We start from the raw sequence: 21,581 nt of genomic DNA on the forward strand, positions 1-21,581 counted from the left end.
CCTTGCAAGGAGAGCATATGACTCAGACCAACCTAGCTACCCCGACCAATGCCATGCCCAAAGGGCTGCTTAAAGGCTGGATTCTTATTCTTGTCGCAGCCATTGTAGCCTATGGCTTATATCTTTACCTGCCCTATGACCAGAATGCCAATAAAGGACTGGCACTTTTAGCCTTTATCGGTATTTTATGGCTGACTGAAGCCATTCATATCACGATTACAGCTTTACTCGTCCCTGTGATGGCAGTATTACTGACCATGCCAATGGCCTCTGGTGAAGAACTGGTTCCGATTACCACGCAAGCCGCTTTGGCCACTTTTGCCGATCCTGTCATTTTCCTGTTTTTTGGTGGTTTTGCGCTAGCAACGGCGTTGCATATCCAGAAACTGGACCGGAAAATTGCCATGTGGATCATCTCTATGTCCAGAGGGCATCTGGGTATTTCTGTACTAGCGATTTTTGTGGTGACAGCGCTTCTGTCCATGTGGATTTCCAATACGGCGACTGCTGCCATGATGCTGCCTTTGGCTCTGGGTTTGCTTTCACATCTGGATGTCAGCAAGGATCGTAAAACTTTTGTCTTTATCCTGCTCGGCATTGCCTATTCGGCCAGTATTGGCGGACTGGGCACCATGGTCGGTTCCCCTCCGAATGCCATTGCCGCCAAGGCCCTCGGCTATGATTTTGCCGACTGGATGAAAATCGGCTTGCCGATGATGTTCATTATTCTTCCTGCCATGCTGGTCAGTTTATATCTGGTACTACGTCCGAAACTGAATCATAAAATACAATTTGCGACCGAAGATATTCCTTGGACCAGCACCCGTATAGCCACCATGATCCTCTTTCTTTGTACTGCAATTGCCTGGATTTTCAGTAAAAAATTCACTGAAATTTTTGGTATTTCCCAGCCGGATACCTGGATTGCAATTTCGGCTGCCTGTATGGTTGTGATTCTGGGTACCGCAAGCTGGAAACAGATTGCAGAAAATACTGATTGGGGGGTGTTATATCTATTTGGTGGTGGTCTGACCTTGAGTGCCATTCTAAAGGATTCAGGCAGTTCGCTGGTACTGGGTCAAACTCTGGCCAATGCCTTTGGTGATACCTCCCCGCTGATGATTATTTTTGTAGTCGCTACTTTTATTATCTTCCTGACTGAATTTACCAGTAATACCGCTTCAGCTGCCTTGCTGGTACCAGTATTTGCCGCGATTGCGGATCAGATGGGCATGCCCAAAGAAATTCTGGTGATTGTCATTGGTATTGGTGCCTCATGTGCCTTTATGCTGCCGGTTGCTACCCCGCCAAATGCGATTGTTTTTGGAACCGGTCATATCCAGCAAAGCGAAATGATGAAAGTCGGTTTTGTACTGAATATCATGTGTATCTTTATTATTTCACTGTTTATTTACTGGTTCTTTATTTAATCATTAAAGTTTTAAGCATCACACCATCCACAAAGCACACTCCGGTGTGCTTTGTCGTATTAATCGCCTATATGTTGAATCTTTCTCTCATCGAAAAATGATATGCATTTAACAATGATAAAGTCCCTATATTAAAAACATCAAAAAGTAGCAGATAGATAGTGGACAGGATATTTCACTTAATCTCTCAACCGATCCAGAATTCCCCTTGGAAAATGACATTTAACCTCGCGCTTGCACCTCTGATCATAGCTGTAATTTTATTCCCTTATGCGCTATTTCATGAAGCCAGCTATGGGATTTTCTCCATTTTCAAGAGCCTGTTTTCAGCGCTTTTTATTAGCTTTTTTGTCTGCCTGACTTACTGGATGATGATCTTCCCTTTCCTATTGGTGACTCACCTGCTGCTACGCCATTATCAACTGTTTAATATCATCACGATTTTAATGAGCTGCGTACTGGGAACCCTGATTCTGGCCTATATCTCGCATCCTTCAAGTGAAAATTTTAGTTCCCATTTTTTGTTTCTGCTGTGTTTTTCCCTGCCGATGGCACTATTTTACAGTTTTCTCAGCCGGCAAGCTGACCAGAGTTGATCACACATGCTCTGTTAAATTCCGTTTTAATTCGGTTTTAAACTTTCATTTTAAAATGATTCAGCTCCTGATTCAGTGCGGCAATCATATCTGCCCGACTGATAATTCCCACCAATTGCTGCTCGCTTACCACCGGAATATAGTTGAACGAACGCTCGACAAAATACGGCACCAGATCCTGAATGGGTTGTAAAGGCTGCACCGTAATTACCTTACGGGTCATGATATGTTTGACCTGATGCTCCCAGCTGCTACGGACATCAGCCGCGCGCTTGAACCATTCCACCACCTGATACATTGCCAGTGTACCGACCAGTTGTTCATCGGCATTAACGACGGGCAGGCTCATCAGGTTCATTTGCTTGAACTTGTCCAATGCGTGCTGGATATCATCATTTTCATGCAGGGTTGCTACATCCTTCGTCATAATATCTTGGCAGCTAAATTCATGCACCGCACGCGCATTGGCGCGGTTTTGTGCCTCCAGAATGATTTTTTGCAGGTCATATTCACTGATATCCAGCAACTCGGTGCGCTGATCCAGCACTTCCTGAATATCCTGTGGTTGAATGGTGACTTTCTGGGTCGGCGTCGGATCCTTGGAACGAGTATTTAGTTGAGCTTGCTGCGGATAATCCTTGCCAATCATCCGGTTAAAGACAATGGCAATTACCATCAGTAAAATTGAATTGAGTAGTACCGGATAAAATACAAAGGCATAACCGAGTTCATGCACCGGCTGGCCGCCCAGCACTGCGGTAATGGCCACGGCGCCACTCGGTGGATGCAGGGAATCTGTGGTCATCATCAGAACGATCGCCAAGGCCACAGCTACACTAAAGGCTTCGGTCGGATTAACTATGAATATAGCGCAACTCACGCCAATCACCGCAGCAATGGTATTCCCGACCAGAATATTCCAGGGCTGTGCTAGAGGACTGGCCGGCACCGCAAACAGCAATACCGAGGATGCGCCCATCGGAGCAATATACCAGGCTTCAAAATCCCCCAGAATCCATAAACTCAGCAAAGACGAGACGACCAAACCCAATAGTGCTCCAGCTCCGCAGAGCAGACGGTCTTTAAGTGGAAGGACTTTGAAATTCGGTTTTAAGGTATTGAGCCAGTCGAGATGGGAGTGAAACACAGTGCGCCTGATCTTATTGTTTATAGATTTTGGGCATTATAGAACCAAGCCCGATGAAAGGCATCTGTGTTTTACATCTTTTCACCATTCGCGAATACATGCTTTTTAAAACAATATTTCACTCAGGTTAAAACATTCATCCTGCTTTTTATAGAATGATCACTTCATCACCGATAGTCATTTGCATAGAAAAATCCTTTTTACCATGCTGCTTAAATCGTTGTTCAAAAAATTTTTAAAACAACCTACTGGCTCATTTCAGGTTGAATCAGAGGCCGGATTTTTAACAGTTCGACCTGACCATAATAAGTTGAAAATGCCACATCTCCGGCATCGACTCCAGTGCCGATCCGAATGAGATTTTCGACCGGAGCCAAACGGGTTGGATCAAACTGCACCCAGCCACCGTCTAAATACGCTTCAAAAATGGCATGAAAATCGGGTAAAAACTTTTCAATTTCCACATAACCGACCACCATGCGTGCCGGAATTCCCAAGGCACGGCACAGCGCAATGCCTAAATGGGCAAAGTCACGGCATACGCCTGCACGATGCACTAGTACATCTGTGGCAGTGGTAAACTGGTCGGAACTGCCAGACACATAAAAAATATTGTTATAAATCCACTGTTCAATCGCCTTGACACGCGTATAGCCCGGTGTCATCCAGCCAAATGAGCGTTTCGCCATTTCCAGCAATAAATCTGAATTACAATAACGGCTGGCCAGCAAATAAGGTAATACTTCATCGGGCAGCTTAGGAATGGCTACTTCTTTCAGACCTTGCTGTAGCTCCAGAGAGAGGCTCGGTTGACGAACCACTGTCGCCGTATAATTCAGCTCAAAAGCCTCACAGGGTTCGACCTGTAGCCGAACATGACGGTTTTGATGCTGAGTATCCTGGAATTCATGCCATGCTACGGGCAGATTAAAGCTGAGTTGTTCTTCGAGAATATTCTGATCAGGATGATGTGCCGCCTGAAGCATAAAAATAAATTCTGTCGGTTGCACGACCTTGTATTTTAAATGGCATTGAATTTGGTAAGTAGTCATGAAGTTCCTTATTTTTAAGCATTATTATATTGCGTGAATATTAAACTAATTTAAGAACGACAATCGTATAAGATCCGTTGAACTTTATGACTCTCCAGTGAACAGCACGCCATACATCTGATTTATTCCTGATTTTCAGATCAGCCTATATCGACCAGTACAGCTAAAATCGCAGTAAGCCTCTAAATGCCGCGTATCCTTTAAGCCTGTTTTATTTTTTTCAGAAAAGTATCCCTACATTAACCCTTTGCCACTCCCCTGCAAAGTCCTTATAATTGAGCACAATTTTTCTCTAATTTTAAGTGGATGACCATGAGTCGCGCCATATCGCATATTGATACCTTCCAAGGCTTAATTCTTGCCTTACAAACTTACTGGGCGGAGCAAGGCTGCGTCATTTTGCAACCTTATGATATGGAAATGGGTGCAGGGACATTCCACACTGCGACTTTCCTTCGTGCGCTGGGTCCTGAAACCTGGAATGCCGCTTATGTCCAACCATCACGCCGTCCGAAAGATGGCCGTTATGGTGAAAACCCGAACCGTTTGCAACATTACTACCAGTTCCAGGTGGTGCTTAAGCCAAACCCGGACAACATCCAGCAGCTTTATCTTGATTCATTAAAAGCGATTGGTATTGACCCACTGGTACACGACATTCGTTTCGTAGAAGATAACTGGGAATCTCCAACACTGGGCGCTTGGGGCTTAGGTTGGGAAGTTTGGCTCAATGGCATGGAAGTGACGCAGTTCACTTACTTCCAGCAAGTCGGTGGTGTTGAATGCTACCCTGTGACTGGCGAAATCACGTATGGTCTTGAGCGTCTTGCCATGTACTTGCAAGGTGTAGACTCAGTTTACGATTTGGTTTGGACCAAAGGTCAGTTCGGTACGGTGACTTATGGCGATGTGTTCCATCAAAATGAAGTGGAACAATCGACCTATAACTTCGAATATGCCAACGTTGAAAAAATGTTTGAATTGTTCGATTTCTACGAAGCTGAAGCAACACGTTTGATCGAAGCGAAACTTCCACTTCCTGCATATGAGCAAGTCGTGAAAGCATCACACAGCTTCAACTTATTGGATGCGCGTGGCGCGATTTCTGTGACTGAACGTCAGCGTTACATTTTACGTGTACGTACATTGGCACGTTCTATTGCGACCAGCTATGTAGCAGCACGTGCGGAACTTGGTTTCCCAATGGCTGAACCTGCATTACGTGATGAAGTGTTGGCACAATTAAAAGCGCAAGTTGAAGCAGAAGCGAAAGAAGCAAACAAGGAGAGCAAATAATGTCTAAACATACCGTTTTGTTCGAATTGGGTTGTGAAGAACTTCCACCAAAAAGCCTGAAAAAATTACGTGATGCCTTACATGCAGAAACAGTAAAAGGCTTAAAAGATGCTGGTCTTGTTTTTGATTCAATCGAAGCCTATGCAGCACCTCGTCGTCTTGCACTTAAAATTGTCAATGTTGATGCTGCACAAGCAGACACACAAAAACGTTTTGACGGCCCTACCAAACAGGCAGCCTTTGATGCTGAAGGCAACCCGACGAAAGCACTTGAAGGCTTTATGCGTGGTCAAGGCATCACGGTTGATCAAGTATCAACTTTCCAAGCCGGTAAAGTTGAAAAAGTATGCTATTTGAAAGACGTGAAAGGTCAAAGCCTTGACGTTTTATTGCCACAAATTTTACAAAATGCTTTGGACAATCTTCCAATCGCAAAACGTATGCGTTCTGCTGCTAGCCGTACTGAATTCGTGCGTCCTGTAAAATGGGTTGTGTTGTTAAAAGACAACGATGTGGTTGATGCAACAATTCAAGATCACAAAGCCGGTAACGTCACTTACGGTCATCGTTTCCACGCGCCAGAAGCAATTACTTTAACGCACGCTGACGAATACTTAGCGAAGTTAAAAGCAGCTCACGTTGTGGCGTCATTTGAAGAACGTCAAGCCATCATCGACCAGCAAGTTAAGGCACTTGCTGATGAAGTCAATGCAATTGCGATTGTACCAAGCGATCTTCGTGACGAAGTGACTGCATTGGTTGAATGGCCTGTTGCGCTTCGTGCAAGCTTCGAAGAACGCTTCCTTGCAGTTCCTCAAGAAGCATTGATCACCACGATGCAGGACAACCAAAAGTACTTCTGTTTGGTAAATGCAGACAACAAACTGCAACCGTACTTCATTACTGTGTCAAACATTGAGTCGAAAGACCCGACACAAATTATTGAAGGTAACGAGAAAGTGGTTCGTCCACGTTTGTCTGATGCTGAATTCTTCTTCTTGCAAGATCAAAAGCAACCGCTTGCGTCTCGTAAAGAAAAATTGGCAAACATGGTGTTCCAAGCAGAATTGGGTACGCTTTGGAACAAGTCTGAACGTATTGCGAAATTGGCTGTAGCACTTGCGCCTATTACAGGTGCAAAAGCGGAAGATGCTGAAAAAGCGGCGCTTCTTGCAAAATGTGACTTAACCTCTGAACTTGTGGGTGAATTCCCAGAACTTCAAGGGATCGCGGGTACTTACTATGCGCGTCTTGAAGGCGAAAATGCTGAAGTGGCTGAATCTCTAGGTGAGCAATACTTACCTAAATTCGCTGGTGACGTTTTACCAAAAACCAAAACAGGTACAACCATTGCCCTCGCGGATCGTTTAGACACGCTCACAGGTATTTTCGGTATCGGTCAAGCACCAACAGGTTCGAAAGACCCGTTTGCACTACGTCGCTCTGCAATTGGTATCCTTCGTCTTGTGACTGAAAACGAGCTAGATGTTTCAATTGAAGATTTGATCAAACTTGCACTTGCTGCTTATGGCGATGTATTGAAAGATCACGACAAGACTTTGGCGGATGCTGTTGCATTCCTTGAAGGTCGTTACCGTGCGAAATACGAAGACCAAGGCGTTGCGGTTGATGTGATTCAAGCTGTTCAAGCGCTTTCACCAAAATCTCCGCTTGATTTTGACAAGCGTGTAAATGCAGTCAACCACTTCCGTGCCTTGCCTGAAGCGGCTGCGCTTGCTGCTGCCAACAAGCGTGTTGCGAATATTCTTGCAAAAGAAGCAACACCTGAAGGTGCTGTGGTTGAAGCAAACTTGGTTGAAGATGCTGAAAAAGCATTGTTCGCTGAACTTGCTAAAATTGCGCCTCAAGTTGAGCCGTTATTTGCTGCCAAAGATTACACTGCTGCCTTGTCTGCACTTGCTGCCCTTCGTGCTCCAGTGGATGCATTCTTTGACGGTGTCATGGTGATGGCTGATGATGCTGACCTTAAAGCAAACCGTTTACGTATGCTTGCTCAACTTCGTGACTTGTTTACCAAAGTTGCAGATATTTCGGTGCTTCAGCACTAATCCATAACTTTTTGTAAGTTAAAGAAAACCCCGCTATAAATTAGTGGGGTTTTTTTAATATATTTAGAATGCAAAATATCGACGAAATTAGAGAAAGAATTTATTCCTTACTTGGAAAACACCTTATTCGTTTTCAAACAATAGAGATGAGGCTAAAAAGCCTCATGAAGATGAATAGAACTATTATTTCTAAACCCAATGATCTACCACTGATTATAGAACCATCTGTACAAAATCAAACATTAGGTGGTTTAACTACAAAAGCTTTAAACTCATTGTTTCTCGTGAATCCCTCAGAGGAAGATATGATCATTCCTGAACCTGAAGATGCTCTTCGTCTAGATATGAAAGTATCTTTTAATTTATGTGAACACAGTCATCATAAGCTAAACAGCCAACTACAAGAATTTGTTAAAGATCGAAATTTCATAACACATCACTTTCAAGAAAAATATAATTTATCCAATCTCGATGAATCCAAAGCAGCTGTTGATTTTTTATTAACTTTGGAGAAAAAGCATAAGCCTTTTTTAGATCAATTTGATCAATATTGTTTGACGGCTCAAAAAAGCTTAGAGACTCAAATTAATTTTTTAAAATCCAATCTGTTTAAAACACGTTTCCTCTTCCCTGCAGATGAAATTTATAAAGAAATTGAAAGCTTAATCATTAATAATAAAAAAAATGATGGTTGGATTTCACTGACAACCGTAGGTATATCAATTAATAAAAAATTTCCTGATGCTAATCAAAAAATCAAAATGGAATACGGATTTAAAAATCTTAATGATTTAATTCTTAATACAGGGCTATTCTTACTTAAAATCGAACCTACACTTAAAGGTGAAAGAATACTAATTCAGGTAAACAATGGTGAAGCGATATTTGAATTAATTGAAAACTAGTTTTTATAGCCATTTTTCATTCAAATCCCTATACTCACCCTAACAACACTCAACAAGAAAGAATCATATGAAATTTAAAACACTCATTCTGACTGGTCTTGCGAGTATCGCAGTTACAGCTTGTACATCTGCACCAAAAATCCCACAACTTCAGGTTGGCGTCTTACAGGAAGTTCAAAACCTCGAAGTTGTTCCAGCCACGACCAACAACAAGGCAAAACTGACCAAATTCCTCGACAAATGCGTGATTGAATTCACCGGTGATATTGGCAATAACCGTGTCATTGAACAATGGTCATTTAAAGGTATGACTCTAATCGATGCCGGCTCAGCGACTTTCCAGCGCGACGGTACTAGCACTGCACAAAAATTTGACCTGCACGATGCAGGGGTACAGAAGAACTTTGTCAGCTTACGCGAACATTTCGCCAAAGATGCCCTGACACAATGTGATTAAAAAGATCGCCTTGTTTCTAGTCTAAGAACAGGGCTTTTATTTTGCTAAAAATCAATTCGACACTTGGGCTAATTTCTACTGCCCTTTCTTTAAAAATTACAATATTTCGGCACAGATCAACCTGAAAGCTCTGCACTCTTCACAGGATATTCATTGTTTTTGACCAATTATCCGTTACACTGAAAAACAAACTCAGACCGCACTTAGACGAATTCGAGGTCGATCCATAATGAATATCAAAACCCCAATTATTTTAACGACAGCTTTGATGCTTTCTGTTCCAGCATTTGCACAAACCACGACTCAGTCTGCTAAACCGGTTAAGCCTTATGGTGAAAATCCGAACCTGCTGCATGTCTTTGCTTATAAAGCACAGGAAGGCGTGATTAATACTGCCGAGAAAGTCGGTGAAGCAACGGAAAAAGGCATTGCCAAAATCAAGCCGGGGGTAGACCGGGCCTGGAGCAATACCAAATCTGCAACCTCTGATACACTGCAAAAAGTAGATCAGGGTGCAACTCAGGCAGCCCAACAAACCGGTCAGAAAATCCAGCAGACCAAAGAAGTCTGGCGTGGAAATTCACAACAGGCACCTATCGTGCAGCAGCCTTTAAGCCAGTCGAGTGCGACGCAAAACCCAAATACACCACAGACTCAACCCCAGTCAGGATCAGCTACCAGTTATGCGGTAACCGATTTATAAAAAAAGCCCGTGATGGGCTTTTTTAATTTTTAGAAAATAAAACTATTACCTTGTATCGACGCGATCTATGAATTGACCTGTCGAATCGGCTGACCCTGTTTAAATGCTGCTACATTTTCCACCATCTGATCCACAATCCGTTGTCGTGCATCAACACTGCCCCACGCATTATGCGGTGTCACAATCAGGTTGGGAATCGTTGAATCAAGTAACACATTGCCCTGTTTCGGCGGCTCTACCGTTAAAACATCGGTCGCAGCACCAGCAATCTTGCCTGCACGCAGAGCCTCAGCCAATGCCGCTTCATCAACAATCCCGCCACGCGCACAATTAATTAAAAATGCACTGCTTTTCATTGTCTCCAGTTCAGCATGACTGATTAAATGTCGGGTATCTTCAGTGAGTGGACAATGCAAAGTTAAAAAATCGACTTGAGCAAGCAGCTCGGTAAATGGGATACGGGATGCATCCGCCGGACGATTTGGCAGCGCGGCAATAAGCACTTTCATGCCAAAGGCTTCGGCCAGTTTCGCCACCGCATGGCCCAGTTCGCCATAACCGACAATGCCCAATGTTTTTCCGGCCAGCTCGACAATCGGCGCATCCAGCAAACAGAACTGGCTGGCTTTTTGCCATTCGCCTTGTTGTAACGCACGTTGGTAAGACAGGAATGAAGTTGCCAGATTCAACATTAACATGATCGTATGCTGCGCGACTGCCGAAGTACCATAGGCCTGACAGTTACATACCACGATCCCGCGTGCTTTGGCCGCCGCAAGGTCGACATTATTGGTGCCGGTTGCAGAGATTAAAATGAGTTTGAGTTGAGGGCATTGCTGAATCGTAGCTGCATCGATCATCACCTTATTCGTAATAATAACATCGACATCAGCTACACGGGATGCAATCTCGGCAGCCGAGGTCGCCGGATACAAAACCAGTGGATCAAATGCTGCATGCAGTGCCTGAAAGTCCAAATCCTGCTGGTCTAAAGAAGCATAGTCTAAATAAACGGCTTTCATGGCTGTTCCCTCAATCCTGTTTGACAATTTATGTCTGTCATTTAAAACAAGTCATTGAGGCTTTTCAACCTGTTTCCAGCCTGATGCAATTAATCCAGCGGTTTATCCATATGATTACGTAGTGACTTGCGAATTCGATACACCACATACACAGACAGAATAATCATAAAGATGATGGACGCACTGACCATGATCACTGCAGGATGCACAGTTTCTGCATGCGCCAGATTAGGTAGAACCAAACCGAAGATAAAACATACTTGCATCATAGAGATCCCCTTCTTCGTTTCAACCATCGGGAACGATATAATTGGTTTATTATTTATACCGCTTATCTCTATATTATGCCAAGCTAATCACAAGTCAAGTAATTGTTTTTTATAAAAAATTTTTAGTTAACTTATCTCACTGTGCGTCACAAACTGCGTATTTTTGTCACTATCGTCGATAAAAGCAGCAGCACCATACTCATTGGTACTCAGATTCAGCTGCTTATAGCTAAACATATAAAAATCGCTATAACGCTTCATTAAAATCGGGTGCATGCCCAGACTAAGCTCATCCTGTTCCTTGATCAGTTTCATGATATGCCGGTCATTCATCACCACCAAATAACGTTCATCATTCAGATTAATACTCAATAAACCATTACCTTTGGCATAAATCGGAATCAGAAATTTATGGTTCAGGGCAATTGCACCTTCTGCATAACTTTCGATTTTATGACTGATGACATTAAATACCAGACCATGTCCATAGTGGTCCAATAACAGCTGACGATTTTCCTGCGGCAAATTCACATGAATGCCCAGTTTGAGCAGGTCATGCTGATCAACCTGTTTATTGCGTAACAGTTCCCGTAAAATTACCTGTTTCTGGCTGGCATCAAAAAACTGGTTATCCAGTTGCAGATCGTTATTTTTCAGAATGTGTCCTAAGGCCATGCGGTGTCGTGGCAAGACATTTTCAATCACTTTTCGATAATAGAACTTGCTGTTTTTCTTGACCCGACGCATTTTCTGATAGAAATAGCTTGGCTCATATTCATGCACCAAGAAGTCATAGAGCAACTCGGAACTGGCCAAAACTGCGATCGCATCATGTCCGGTAAAAGGCAAATGTAGCACATGATGATGCGGAATCAGCGCCTCTAATTTCAGATAATGGGCCCGATCTTCGGCACAGTAAGGATCATAGATAATAATATATTCGCAGGCATTATCGATATCTTCGGCTGCAACCCGCATATTTGTATTCAGCTCTGGCTGATAGAACATGTTATAGCGGGCATCGTGTACATCTTCCGGATCAATCGAATATTGCGGCACCATCGCCACCACCCGTTGTACGCCCAAGGCACGGGAATATTTAATCGCGGCATAGCCACCCATCGAGCCACCATAGGCAATACGCTGCTGAAACGGCGCAATCAGATCTGCGATGGCTTGCAACATGTTCCACATGGAACCTTGCGGAAACCAGGATTTATGCTTGGGCATAATGCCAAGCACATTAAACTCGAATTTCGCCAATGACTTTTCTGCATTGATGTTGAGGCCCTTGGCACGGGTAATCAAATCGCCAAATGAAAAAATCAGTTCTGAAGAGGATCCCGGCATAAAAATCGCGCGTATATGTTCATCTTCAAAAACAATCTGCTTGTCCATAACTTTCCCATGCTGGTAAATCGAACCCTTCCACAACAATTCAGTCAATGAACGCTGTCAAAAAAGTGAATATGCTATTTTATATCGATCAAAAAGATTAAAAAGCGCAAAATATGACACAATCATTACATCCTGCAGCAAAACGGGGTTTTAGTGCGTCGGCTGAGCTCTATCAGCAAGTGCGTCCCGATTATCCGGCAGAAATCAGCCAATGGCTGAGTGAAACGCTGGCTTTGCCTGCAGATGTGCATCTTTTGGATTTGGGTAGTGGCACCGGCAAGTTTATTCCCTATTTAGGCCCGCTCAGTAAGCACATTATCGCGATTGATCCTGTCCCGGAAATGCTGGCTCAATTACAACAGGCGCATCCGGACATTCATACTCTTGAAGGCGTTAGCCATCAACTTCCCCTGCCTGATCATAGCCTGAATGCGGTATTTTGTGCACAGTCATTTCACTGGTTTGCCGATTCTGCTACCTTACAAGAATTAGATCGGGTACTCAAACCGCAGGGTTATCTGGTGTTAATTTGGAATCAGCGCGATACTCGGATCGACTGGGTTCAGGCCTTGGCCGATTGTATTGCCCCCTTGGAAGGCGATACGCCGCGCTATCATAGCGGCACCTGGCGCGAGGTCTTTGCACAGCAAACGCTATTTCAGCCCTATGCAGAAACCACAATGACCCAGCAACAGCATGGCAGTGTCGAGCAGGTGGTATCCAAGCGGCTGCTCTCGACTAGTTTTATTGCAGCCATGCCTGAACAGCAGCAGGCACAGTTAAAACAACAATTTGAACAGATCATCCAGCAATATACAGCCAAAAGCGCAGAGGAAATGATCGATTTTCCTTATGTCACCCATATCTATGTGTTCAAGAAAAGTAATTAAAAACAGGAGGCGATCATGCATAAAATACCAGGAATGACACGAACGCTGTTGTTCGCTGCGGCCATGCTGCTGATGGCATGTGACCAGAAAACGACCGAAACTCCGACTGAAGCGACAACAGATAATACGGCTTCAGATCAAGTCATGCAGGAACTGAAAACCGAGCCACTGAAAGACTTCCCTAAAACTGCTGATGATCCGCATGATATTGCTGCATTGACGGATTATGAACAGCGCTTTCAGGAAATGAGCAGCGACTTGGAAAAAGAATTAAACAGCATGCGCGATGATGAAAATATGACAGAAGAATTTGTCCAGCAACGTCAGCGTGATCATGTCCAGTCAGCATTGAATATGTTGAAGGCTTTAGAACTGAAAACCGAACAGGGCCGTTATATTCAGGGCTTAATGTATCAATACTGGGAACATCAGGACAAATTACTCAATACTCCCAAGACTCAAGCTACACCCGTGAATGAAGCCAGTGAGAATGTCAAAGGTCTAGGGAAATATCTACACGCCCAAGAACAACTGGAACGCTGGCGTTCGCAATATCCGGATCTCGCCAAGAAAGAACCCGCTTCCCGGCAAGTGAAGGAATAGTCTAGGATGCTAGATTGGCACACAGCTTAGATAAAATACAAAAATAATCTAAGCTGAACTGGCAGCTTTAAAACAGCGTGAATGAACAAGGCCGGATCTGTTGAGTCTGCATTCAGTATAAATACTAGATCATCCTAGCTATAAAATGACTTAATCTGCTGTCAGAAACTGATGCACACCTTCACCCGCTGCACGCCCTGTGGCAAAACAGGCTGTCAGTAGATAACCGCCGGTCGGTGCATCCCAGTCCAGCATTTCTCCGCAAAGAAATACATGTGGGTTAGATTTCAATTGTAGATGTTCTGACAACACTTCACGCTTGACACCACCTGCACAGCTAATTGCCTCTTCAATCGGGCGGAAACCTGTGAGTGGAAGGGTCAAATGTTTAATTTTTTTGGCTAATTCAGCAGCATCTTGCCATACCGCTTTGGCTACCAATTCCCGTACTAAGGCCGCCTTGGCACCGTCCAATCCAGCTTTACGCCAGACATTAGTTAAAGACTGCTTCTTACTTGGCTGTAATTTTTGCGCAAGCTGTTCCATGCTTTGATTTGGGAAGAGGTCCAGATGCAGCTGCATCGGCTGCCCCTGTTTTAGTTGCTCGCGTAAACCCCGACCCTGCTTATAGATCAGGCCACTTTCCAGACCGTAATGGCTAATTACGATATCGCCAACGGTCTTTTCACCTTGCCCTAACCATGCTGCAACACGTTTCAGCGGCTGACCAAAGACTGGCTGCATAAATCGAGACCAGGGATATTCCACTCCGGCATTACTGGCCTGGAAAGGCTCAATTTCATCCGGCTTTAACCAGGCTTGCCATGCACCATCACTACCCAACGCTGACCAAGACACTGCACCACAAGCCAGAATAATGGCATCAAAATATTCAGTACGATGTTCATTATTTTTCAGATCACGCAGCTCTAGCTGTTGCTGCTGCAACTGGCTGACTTTATGCCGGTAATGAAACTGAACGCCATCATTGGCCAAACGCTTGAGCCAGGCACGCAACAAGGGCGCGGCTTTCATTTCAGTCGGGAATACCCGGCCAGACGAACCGATATAAGGTTCTATACCGAGCTGTTTCATCCAGTCTTGAATCCAGAGCGCATCCCACTGTTTGATCCAAGGTGACAACCACTCCACCTGATCATAACGTTGTACAAACTGTGGCACAGGCTCGGCATGGGAAATATTCAGACCGGTTTTGCCTGCCATCAGGAATTTACGCGCAGCAGACGGTTTCTGCTCATAGACATGCAGCTCATAATCAAACTGACTGAGCACTTCTGCTGCCATTAAGCCTGCGGGGCCTGCGCCCACAATAGCAATGCGTTTGCTCATCTGATTATTCCGAGACGGTGGCATTCTGCCCTTGCAAAGGCTGGAAATCATCAAAACGTGTCACATAAGTTTCAGGCTTGCTGATGATCAGTTGCTGGCATAATTCGCCGCGTTCCAGATATTTAATTTCAAAATGGGTGCGCGCCGAATCTGCAGCAATCACTTCTTTGACAAAAGGCAGCTTCCAGAGCTCTCGCACCTGTATTTCTGCTTCTTCGATATAGGCAGGAATATTACTGGCCAAAGTAATCGTTCCCCCGGTTTTCAGGCGTGAAAGCAGAAACTCAAAAAATGGCATATTGACCCAGCGCTGTGCCGGATTATGCGGTTCAGGATTTGGATATAAAATAAAGAATTGTTCGACCTGCTGCGGATACAGTGCATGCACGATCCACGGTAAAGCATCGGCATGAACGGTTTGTAAATTAGTTTGACCCTCAACAGCATGCTGTTTTTGCATTGCCAGAAATTTTTCACGGGTACGTTCAATTGCAATCAGTTGAGTGTCGGGATTGTTCTTGCTGAATAACAAGGCATGTTTACCTTTACCCGCTCCCACTTCGACGCAGACCGGTTCAGGACTGATGCTTTGAAACTCACGGGGCGCATGCATACGCTGTGCTTGAAATTGACGAATCGGCATAATCAGATCAAACTAATAAAAACCGCATAAGTCTAACAAGTGCGGCTATATTTGCCTAATCGAACCTTTATTTTTCTTTGGAGTCGTCCCATGCCTACCACTTTAAACTGTCCGCGCTGTGGCAAGCTGACCACATGGGAAGATAATGAATTCCGTCCTTTTTGCTCAGAACGTTGCAAGATGATTGATCTGGGTGCCTGGGCCAATGAAGAATATAGTTTGCCTACTCAGGATGCACCACAAGCCGACAACAGCGAAGAATAAAATGTCTTCCCTGTCGAAAATTCTGTCTGAAAGCAGAATCTTGTCTAAATTAAGTAAATAAATCATATGAGTTTTATAAAATTACTTAGATAAAGCAACACGAATTAACATCATTCATAAAGCCTTAGTATTATTGTTCTACTCTAAATTTTCACATTATTTTTAGAGCAATAATATGGGTTATATTATTTTAAGAGTCATATTAATTGGGGTTGGTCTACTTGCACTTCTTTCTTTGGGAGTCGGCATTTTCCAACAAGATAGTTTATTTATTGTATTGGGTGTGCTTTTTGCTTTTGCCGCTTGGCTCATACACATGCAAACGCGACAACTTCGCAATAATCCCTTTTCAGAATAAAAATAAAAGACCAAACTATATTGGTCTTTTATTTACGCTTTTAACCCGCTTTACCTGCAACAAAAGGATTATGCTGCTTTTCAAAACCAATGGTGCTGATCGGTCCATGTCCTGAAATGAATTGGGTTTCATCTGGCAGGCTGAAACATTCTCGCTGAATTGAATCTAAGAGCTGTTGATGATTGCCACGCGGGAAATCAGTCCGGCCAATTGAGCCTTTGAACAAGACATCACCTGTCCATAACAAGTCATAATTTTTGTTATAGAACATCACGTGACCCGGCGTATGGCCTGGAGCAAAACGCACTTCGAACTCCTCATTGCCGAGTTTGAGCACTTCACCACCTTCCAGCCACTGGGTCACTTCAACTTTTTCCGGAATCGGAAAACCATAACGTGCCGAAACTTCTTGAATCATGTCAAGCCAGAATGCATCTTCCTTATGTGGTCCGATTACCGGTACATTCCAGGCCTTTTTTAATGCACCCACCGCACCCGCATGATCCAGATGGCCATGAGTGAGCCACAAGGCTTTAACCGTTAAACCCAGCGCTTCAACTTCAGCTTTGAGTTTTTCAGGTTCGCCCCCTGCATCAATCAAAATGGCTTCTTTAGTGTCCGCATCCCAAACGATCGAACAGTTTTGCTGAAATGCAGTAACTGGAACAATTTTGACTTGTAACATGGGGTGAAAAACCTCGGGCAAGTTAATGGGCAAGTGTCTGTGTCAATGCATCCAGATTAGCCTGGAGCAGACTGTTGAGCAATCGCAAATGATCTTCACGGCTATTTAAAGCAGGAATATAGCGATAGCTTTCACCGCCGAGTGCTTTAAATGTCTCGGCATTTTCGATTGCCAGCTCTTCAAGCGTTTCCAGACAGTCCGCGGAAAATGCCGGACTCATCACCTGAATTGATTTCACCCCTTGCTTGGCCCAATCTTCGAGCAAAACATCGGTATAGGGCTTGATCCACTCCTGTTTGCCAAACCGCGACTGAAAGCTGATCGCATATTGATCTTCATTTAAACCTAGTGCTTCCGCCACCAATTTACCCGTGATGCGGCAACGGTCGGCATAAGGATCGCCTTTATCAGCATAAGGCTGTGGAATGCCGTGGAAAGACATCAATAATTTCTCTGGTTGACCATGAATTGCCTGATAATCACGTACACTTTGAGCCAGCGACTGGATAAATAAAGGATGTTGATAATAATCCCGGATCACTGTCAAACCGGGTAAATTGCGCTGTTTAACCACCCATTTCGCCACTGCATCGTATAAAGGTGCAGTCGACGTGGCTGAATATTGGGGAAACAGGGGAAATAGAATTACGTGTTCCTGTGGCTGCGCGGAGACTTGTGCCAAGACATCCTGAATGTTGGGATTGCCATAGGTCATGGCGGGTACCACATTCAGCTCAAACTGCGGATACAGCTGGGTGAGATGCGTCTTGACTGCTGCGACCTGCTCAAACAGAATTTCACGCATCGGCGAATCCTGTCCCCATACTTGCGCATAGGCCTGTGCTACCCGCTTTGGACGGAAGGGCAAAATGAATAAGCGCAGAATGATTTGCCAGATCGGTTTGGGAATTTCAATCACACGCTGGTCAGATAAAAACTGCTTGAGGAAACGGCGTACCGCAGGAATCGTAGGCTCATCTGGTGTGCCCAAGTTTGCCAATATAATCGTCACTTTCGCTTTAGCAGTAGAATACATTCAGTTCGTCCGTCAGGATATCAACCCCTGTACTTTAACAGCTTTTTATTTATTCTCTCTATGGATTAATACGCTGACTTATATTGAAAAGTGCGATCTAAATCCAGCAAGCTGCTATCCAGCAATTTTTGCGCTTTTGGCGTGATCTGCCACAGCATGCGCTGTCGGTCATCACGACCGGATGGCACAATCCAGTCATTCTGGCGCATTTGAATTTTTAAACTATGCAAGGCACGGATATTCATCTGGGCACGCGCCACTGCATGTGCACGCGGCATCTGTACCCGTGCATCCTGCAAACCGGTTTCATTCAGATATTCATTCATGCGCTTCGAGAAAAATTCCTCAGGGGTCGGATTGACAAAGGTGGAGCCCAGCAACGCCAACAATTGCGCCCAAGTCAGTTTCTTCTGGACTTTGATTTCCTTGAAGTTACCATCCTGATAAGCATGCATCCGGTATTCAAAAGAAAAAATTTCATGCATCGCTACTTTGGGCAAGCTCAGGAATGGATCAACTTCTGCAGTTCCGCCATCACGTTCCAGTTGAGCCACTTTGGCTTTAAGCTGGTCAATCTCGTCATGCAGCGCCTGGGTATTTTGCGGACGCACCCAGCCGGTCACCGGATAGCGCTCCAGCATTTGCGGCATGTTAAAACGCACTGCCATTTCCAGATCGCGCAGGCTGCGGTAAGTAAAGACCTGATCGACTTCCTGCTGTAATAGTTGACGGAATTCCTTAAATTTTTCTTTTAATTCCGGTTTGGCATCATGCAATGCACTTTCACGTGATGCCGGATCATCATGCATAAACACAATAATCGGTTTTTGCTTGGTCACTGCATAAATATATTCGAGATGCATATAGCCGACACCCGATACCGACTGCTCCCCATACTGGCTGCCCAGCAGAATGACGACATAATCACAATCATCAATCTGGCGGCGTGCAAATGCAGTATTCAGCGGTGTACGCTGTTCCAGTCCCCACGAGAAAAACCCCATTCCTACCAGTGTTTGAGACAGAATGATACGCTCCGGTTGCATTTCTGCCCCAGAGGTTGAGATGAACACTTGGTACCGTTTATCCAGCATGGGCTATCCTCTTCTCCTGTACATTTGCGTAAAAATGCATTATCACATGCTTCTTTACCCAATATGGCCACCCCAAAATCAAAATATCTTTCTTCTTAAATTATAAAAATGAGTTTTAGACTACACTCATATTACTGACCTGCCATTTTAAATCGGCCGGAATCAGGTGCTGCAAAATCGGTCGGAGCTGTTCAGCATTCTGCCCACTCACCACTAATTCAATTTTCACGCTTTCTTTAGATTCACGCTCAAATAATAACCCATTTTTAATTAAAATTCGGGCCGTTTGTCTTGCAACCGCGAATCCTGAGTCAATTAATGTCAGCTTTTGACCAAAAATATACTGAATTGACGATTTTAGGAAGGGGTAATGTGTACATCCTAATACTAAATAATCAGCGCCCTGATCTACAACTGGTTGTAAAATCTCTTTTAATGTCTGTATACAGGCTGCACTCATCTGCTCTCCAGCCTCAACAAAAGGCACCAGATCCAGACTGGTCACAGGCAGGACTTTGACTTGAGCCGGTTCGGCAAAACGGGAAATGACATCTTTAATCAGCTGGCCGCGGAAGGTTGCAGGCGTGGCCAATACCGCCACAGTTTTCGACTGGCTATTCAGGACTGCCGGTTTAAGCGCGGGTACCAAACCGATAATCGGAAAGTTTTCACCATAATAGTCACGCAAATAATCCAGACTAAAAGCGGAAGCGGTATTACACGCCACCACCGCAACTTTACAACCTTGACGATACAGCCATTCAATCGCCTGAGCCGTCAGGGCACGAATTTCCTGATCATCTCTCGGGCCATAAGGCACATGCGCAGTATCTGCATAATAGACAAAGCGCTCATTGGGCAAATGGCGGGCAATTTCCAGGGCGACTGACAAGCCGCCTACGCCTGAGTCAAAAATACCAATCGGCGCATCTGCCGTGGCATTGGGCATCGGGTCTAATAGCTGGCAAATTGGTTGAATAGCGCTCATAACGTTGCAGGTAGCTTGTTTGAAATTTCTAGCGATCAAGCTTAAACCTCAGGTGCTCAAATGCAAGTCTAAATCACCACTTTTCAAACTTAAAACGGTTTCGCCTACTGGATTTTCATCAAGCTCTCCCATCTCGACCAGATGTAAAAATGCCGCACGCTGAATCAGGGCATTAATCCCAAAACGCACATGCACATAAGGCCGTAGTTCACCTTTATATTCACGCATGAAGATCGGATGTTCAGCATCGACAATAATCAGGTCTTGCGTGGTCGTGCCCAGTTGCAGATAAGTCACTCCATTGATCTCAACCTGATCGACCTGATTGACAAATAAAGGTTCATCTTCAACTTCGATTTCAATCATTTCTACCGGTGTTTTTAGATAGAATTTATCGTTTTCTTTCCAGAGCACCGTTGCAAACAGGTCAATCATCGGCTGACGCTTGATCAATTGACCTTCGTGCCACCATTCGCCGTTGGCTAAAACCTTCAGATCCATTGCTCCGCAATGCTTTGGCTGCCATTGCTCCAAAGGAGGAATTGACCTTTTGTGACTGCCCTGTGCATCTTTTAAGTATTGTGCGATATCCATTAAATTTTTATCATCGGGATAAGTTACTTTTTTCGTCGGATTTGTGCTGGGTACTGGCTTATCCATAAAAGAAGACCTTAATGACGGAAAAATAATATGTTTCAGCCAATTGGCTAAAACCGGCTTTAAAACTATACTAGCCCAGATTATCAAAGACACCAGCATTTTTGTGTCTAGGAACCAAGAACACTTATGGCAGCACCCAACCATCCGGTTATGGTTGCCACCGAATAGTAATATGAGGAGTCCTACATGGAACACATCGAACGTGAATCGATGGAGTTTGACGTCGTCATCGTAGGCGCAGGCCCTGCGGGTCTTTCTGCTGCGATCAAAATCCGTCAACTTGCAATTGAAAACAACTTAAACGATTTGTCCGTTTGTGTCGTAGAAAAAGGCTCCGAAGTCGGTGCGCATATTCTGTCTGGTGCGGTACTTGAACCGCGTGCCATGAACGAGCTGTTCCCGGACTGGAAAGAACAGGGTGCCCCGCTAAATGTCCCAGTGACTGAAGATAAAACCTTCTTCCTGCTGTCAGATGAAAAATCACAGGAAGCACCACACTGGATGGTACCTAAAACCATGCATAACGATGGCAACTATGTCATCTCGCTCGGCAACGTGGTGCGCTGGTTAGGCCAGAAAGCCGAAGAACTGGAAGTGTCGATCTTTCCGGGCTTTGCCGCGTCTGAAATTCTGTATCATGCCGATGGTACAGTCAAAGGCATCCAA

General features: G+C 44.5%; 24 protein-coding genes. 12 read left to right on the forward strand and 12 right to left on the reverse strand.

Annotated features, from left to right (window positions below; translation table 11 throughout):
- The first annotated feature begins 17 nt into the window (after positions 1–17).
- Positions 18–1,430 (forward strand): SLC13 family permease, encoded by a 1,413-nt coding sequence (locus ACTL4S_RS01150; protein WP_441298577.1) that lies wholly within the window; start codon positions 18–20, stop codon positions 1,428–1,430.
- A 215-nt stretch (positions 1,431–1,645) separates the two neighbouring features.
- Complete coding sequence (locus ACTL4S_RS01155) at positions 1,646–2,026, forward strand: hypothetical protein (protein ID WP_425879040.1); 381 nt, start codon at positions 1,646–1,648, stop codon at positions 2,024–2,026.
- 37 nt (positions 2,027–2,063) lie between these two features.
- On the opposite strand, the gene ACTL4S_RS01160 is transcribed toward ACTL4S_RS01155, so the two are convergent.
- Together ACTL4S_RS01160 and ACTL4S_RS01165 are read right to left on the reverse strand one after the other, a co-directional pair.
- Entirely contained in the window at positions 2,064–3,173 is a 1,110-nt protein-coding gene (locus ACTL4S_RS01160; RefSeq protein ID WP_224216960.1) for an HPP family protein, read from the reverse strand.
- 245 nt (positions 3,174–3,418) lie between these two features.
- On the reverse strand, positions 3,419–4,225 hold the full coding sequence (locus tag ACTL4S_RS01165) for a transglutaminase-like domain-containing protein (RefSeq protein ID WP_441298578.1): 807 nt from the start codon (positions 4,223–4,225) through the stop codon (positions 3,419–3,421).
- A gap of 312 nt (positions 4,226–4,537) precedes the next feature.
- On the opposite strand from ACTL4S_RS01165, the gene glyQ reads away from it, so the two are divergent.
- From glyQ to ACTL4S_RS01190, 5 genes are all read left to right on the forward strand, one after another.
- On the forward strand, positions 4,538–5,521 hold the full coding sequence (gene glyQ / locus ACTL4S_RS01170; RefSeq protein ID WP_004278542.1) for a glycine--tRNA ligase subunit alpha: 984 nt from the start codon (positions 4,538–4,540) through the stop codon (positions 5,519–5,521).
- Positions 5,521–7,590, forward strand: coding sequence for a glycine--tRNA ligase subunit beta (glyS, locus tag ACTL4S_RS01175; protein ID WP_441298579.1), 2,070 nt, complete (start codon positions 5,521–5,523; stop codon positions 7,588–7,590). The genes glyQ and glyS overlap by 1 nt, the downstream gene beginning before the upstream one ends.
- A gap of 68 nt (positions 7,591–7,658) precedes the next feature.
- A complete protein-coding gene (locus ACTL4S_RS01180; RefSeq protein ID WP_441298580.1) occupies positions 7,659–8,495 on the forward strand; it encodes an OST-HTH/LOTUS domain-containing protein in 837 nt (278 codons plus the stop codon).
- Positions 8,496–8,562: 67 nt separating this feature from the next.
- A complete protein-coding gene (locus ACTL4S_RS01185) occupies positions 8,563–8,952 on the forward strand; it encodes a hypothetical protein (RefSeq protein WP_004278545.1) in 390 nt (129 codons plus the stop codon).
- 229 nt (positions 8,953–9,181) lie between these two features.
- Entirely contained in the window at positions 9,182–9,655 is a 474-nt protein-coding gene (locus ACTL4S_RS01190) for a hypothetical protein (RefSeq protein ID WP_004729377.1), read from the forward strand.
- A gap of 65 nt (positions 9,656–9,720) precedes the next feature.
- Here the strand turns inward: ACTL4S_RS01190 and ACTL4S_RS01195 are convergent, their stop codons facing one another.
- From ACTL4S_RS01195 to ACTL4S_RS01205, 3 genes are all read right to left on the reverse strand, one after another.
- Positions 9,721–10,677, reverse strand: a complete 957-nt coding sequence (locus tag ACTL4S_RS01195) for a 2-hydroxyacid dehydrogenase (protein WP_441298581.1) — start codon at positions 10,675–10,677, stop codon at positions 9,721–9,723.
- An 89-nt stretch (positions 10,678–10,766) separates the two neighbouring features.
- Complete coding sequence (locus ACTL4S_RS01200; RefSeq protein WP_004729374.1) at positions 10,767–10,946, reverse strand: hypothetical protein; 180 nt, start codon at positions 10,944–10,946, stop codon at positions 10,767–10,769.
- A 126-nt stretch (positions 10,947–11,072) separates the two neighbouring features.
- Positions 11,073–12,344 carry a hypothetical protein gene (locus ACTL4S_RS01205; RefSeq protein ID WP_441298582.1) on the reverse strand — a complete coding sequence of 424 codons (1,272 nt, stop codon included), beginning with the start codon at positions 12,342–12,344 and terminating at the stop codon, positions 11,073–11,075.
- A 113-nt stretch (positions 12,345–12,457) separates the two neighbouring features.
- Here ACTL4S_RS01205 and ACTL4S_RS01210 point away from each other — a divergent pair, with 113 nt between their 5' ends.
- The gene (locus tag ACTL4S_RS01210) at positions 12,458–13,234 is read left to right on the forward strand and encodes a class I SAM-dependent methyltransferase (protein ID WP_441298583.1); all 777 of its coding nucleotides are present in this window, start codon (positions 12,458–12,460) and stop codon (positions 13,232–13,234) included.
- A 15-nt stretch (positions 13,235–13,249) separates the two neighbouring features.
- A complete protein-coding gene (locus ACTL4S_RS01215; protein ID WP_004647351.1) occupies positions 13,250–13,837 on the forward strand; it encodes a hypothetical protein in 588 nt (195 codons plus the stop codon).
- 150 nt (positions 13,838–13,987) lie between these two features.
- On the opposite strand, the gene ACTL4S_RS01220 is transcribed toward ACTL4S_RS01215, so the two are convergent.
- Positions 13,988–15,187, reverse strand: coding sequence for a TIGR03862 family flavoprotein (locus ACTL4S_RS01220; protein WP_441298584.1), 1,200 nt, complete (start codon positions 15,185–15,187; stop codon positions 13,988–13,990).
- A 4-nt stretch (positions 15,188–15,191) separates the two neighbouring features.
- On the reverse strand, positions 15,192–15,836 hold the full coding sequence (locus tag ACTL4S_RS01225; protein ID WP_441298591.1) for a class I SAM-dependent methyltransferase: 645 nt from the start codon (positions 15,834–15,836) through the stop codon (positions 15,192–15,194).
- An 84-nt stretch (positions 15,837–15,920) separates the two neighbouring features.
- On the opposite strand from ACTL4S_RS01225, the gene ACTL4S_RS01230 reads away from it, so the two are divergent.
- Together ACTL4S_RS01230 and ACTL4S_RS01235 are read left to right on the forward strand one after the other, a co-directional pair.
- Complete coding sequence (locus ACTL4S_RS01230; RefSeq protein WP_004278554.1) at positions 15,921–16,094, forward strand: DNA gyrase inhibitor YacG; 174 nt, start codon at positions 15,921–15,923, stop codon at positions 16,092–16,094.
- Between the two features lie 175 nt (positions 16,095–16,269).
- Positions 16,270–16,452, forward strand: a complete 183-nt coding sequence (locus ACTL4S_RS01235) for a hypothetical protein (protein WP_004278555.1) — start codon at positions 16,270–16,272, stop codon at positions 16,450–16,452.
- A gap of 40 nt (positions 16,453–16,492) precedes the next feature.
- Here the strand turns inward: ACTL4S_RS01235 and ACTL4S_RS01240 are convergent, their stop codons facing one another.
- The 5 genes from ACTL4S_RS01240 to ACTL4S_RS01260 all read right to left on the reverse strand — a co-directional run bounded on the left by ACTL4S_RS01240 (position 16,493) and on the right by ACTL4S_RS01260 (position 20,915).
- On the reverse strand, positions 16,493–17,137 hold the full coding sequence (locus ACTL4S_RS01240; protein ID WP_005245863.1) for an MBL fold metallo-hydrolase: 645 nt from the start codon (positions 17,135–17,137) through the stop codon (positions 16,493–16,495).
- Positions 17,138–17,159: 22 nt separating this feature from the next.
- Positions 17,160–18,173 (reverse strand): ferrochelatase, encoded by a 1,014-nt coding sequence (hemH, locus tag ACTL4S_RS01245; protein ID WP_441298585.1) that lies wholly within the window; start codon positions 18,171–18,173, stop codon positions 17,160–17,162.
- A 65-nt stretch (positions 18,174–18,238) separates the two neighbouring features.
- Entirely contained in the window at positions 18,239–19,267 is a 1,029-nt protein-coding gene (locus tag ACTL4S_RS01250) for a DUF4062 domain-containing protein (RefSeq protein ID WP_114542197.1), read from the reverse strand.
- Between the two features lie 115 nt (positions 19,268–19,382).
- Positions 19,383–20,255: a glutamate racemase gene (gene murI / locus ACTL4S_RS01255; RefSeq protein ID WP_441298586.1), complete on the reverse strand. Its 873-nt coding sequence runs from the start codon at positions 20,253–20,255 to the stop codon at positions 19,383–19,385.
- Positions 20,256–20,303: 48 nt separating this feature from the next.
- Positions 20,304–20,915 (reverse strand): DUF1285 domain-containing protein, encoded by a 612-nt coding sequence (locus ACTL4S_RS01260; protein ID WP_441298587.1) that lies wholly within the window; start codon positions 20,913–20,915, stop codon positions 20,304–20,306.
- A 186-nt stretch (positions 20,916–21,101) separates the two neighbouring features.
- Here ACTL4S_RS01260 and ACTL4S_RS01265 point away from each other — a divergent pair.
- The coding region (locus ACTL4S_RS01265) for an NAD(P)/FAD-dependent oxidoreductase (RefSeq protein WP_441298588.1) at positions 21,102–21,581 on the forward strand (480 nt) is incomplete at its 3' end.

Source organism: Acinetobacter lwoffii, assembly GCF_052078135.1.
Taxonomy (GTDB): Bacteria; Pseudomonadota; Gammaproteobacteria; order Pseudomonadales; family Moraxellaceae; genus Acinetobacter; species Acinetobacter lwoffii_Z.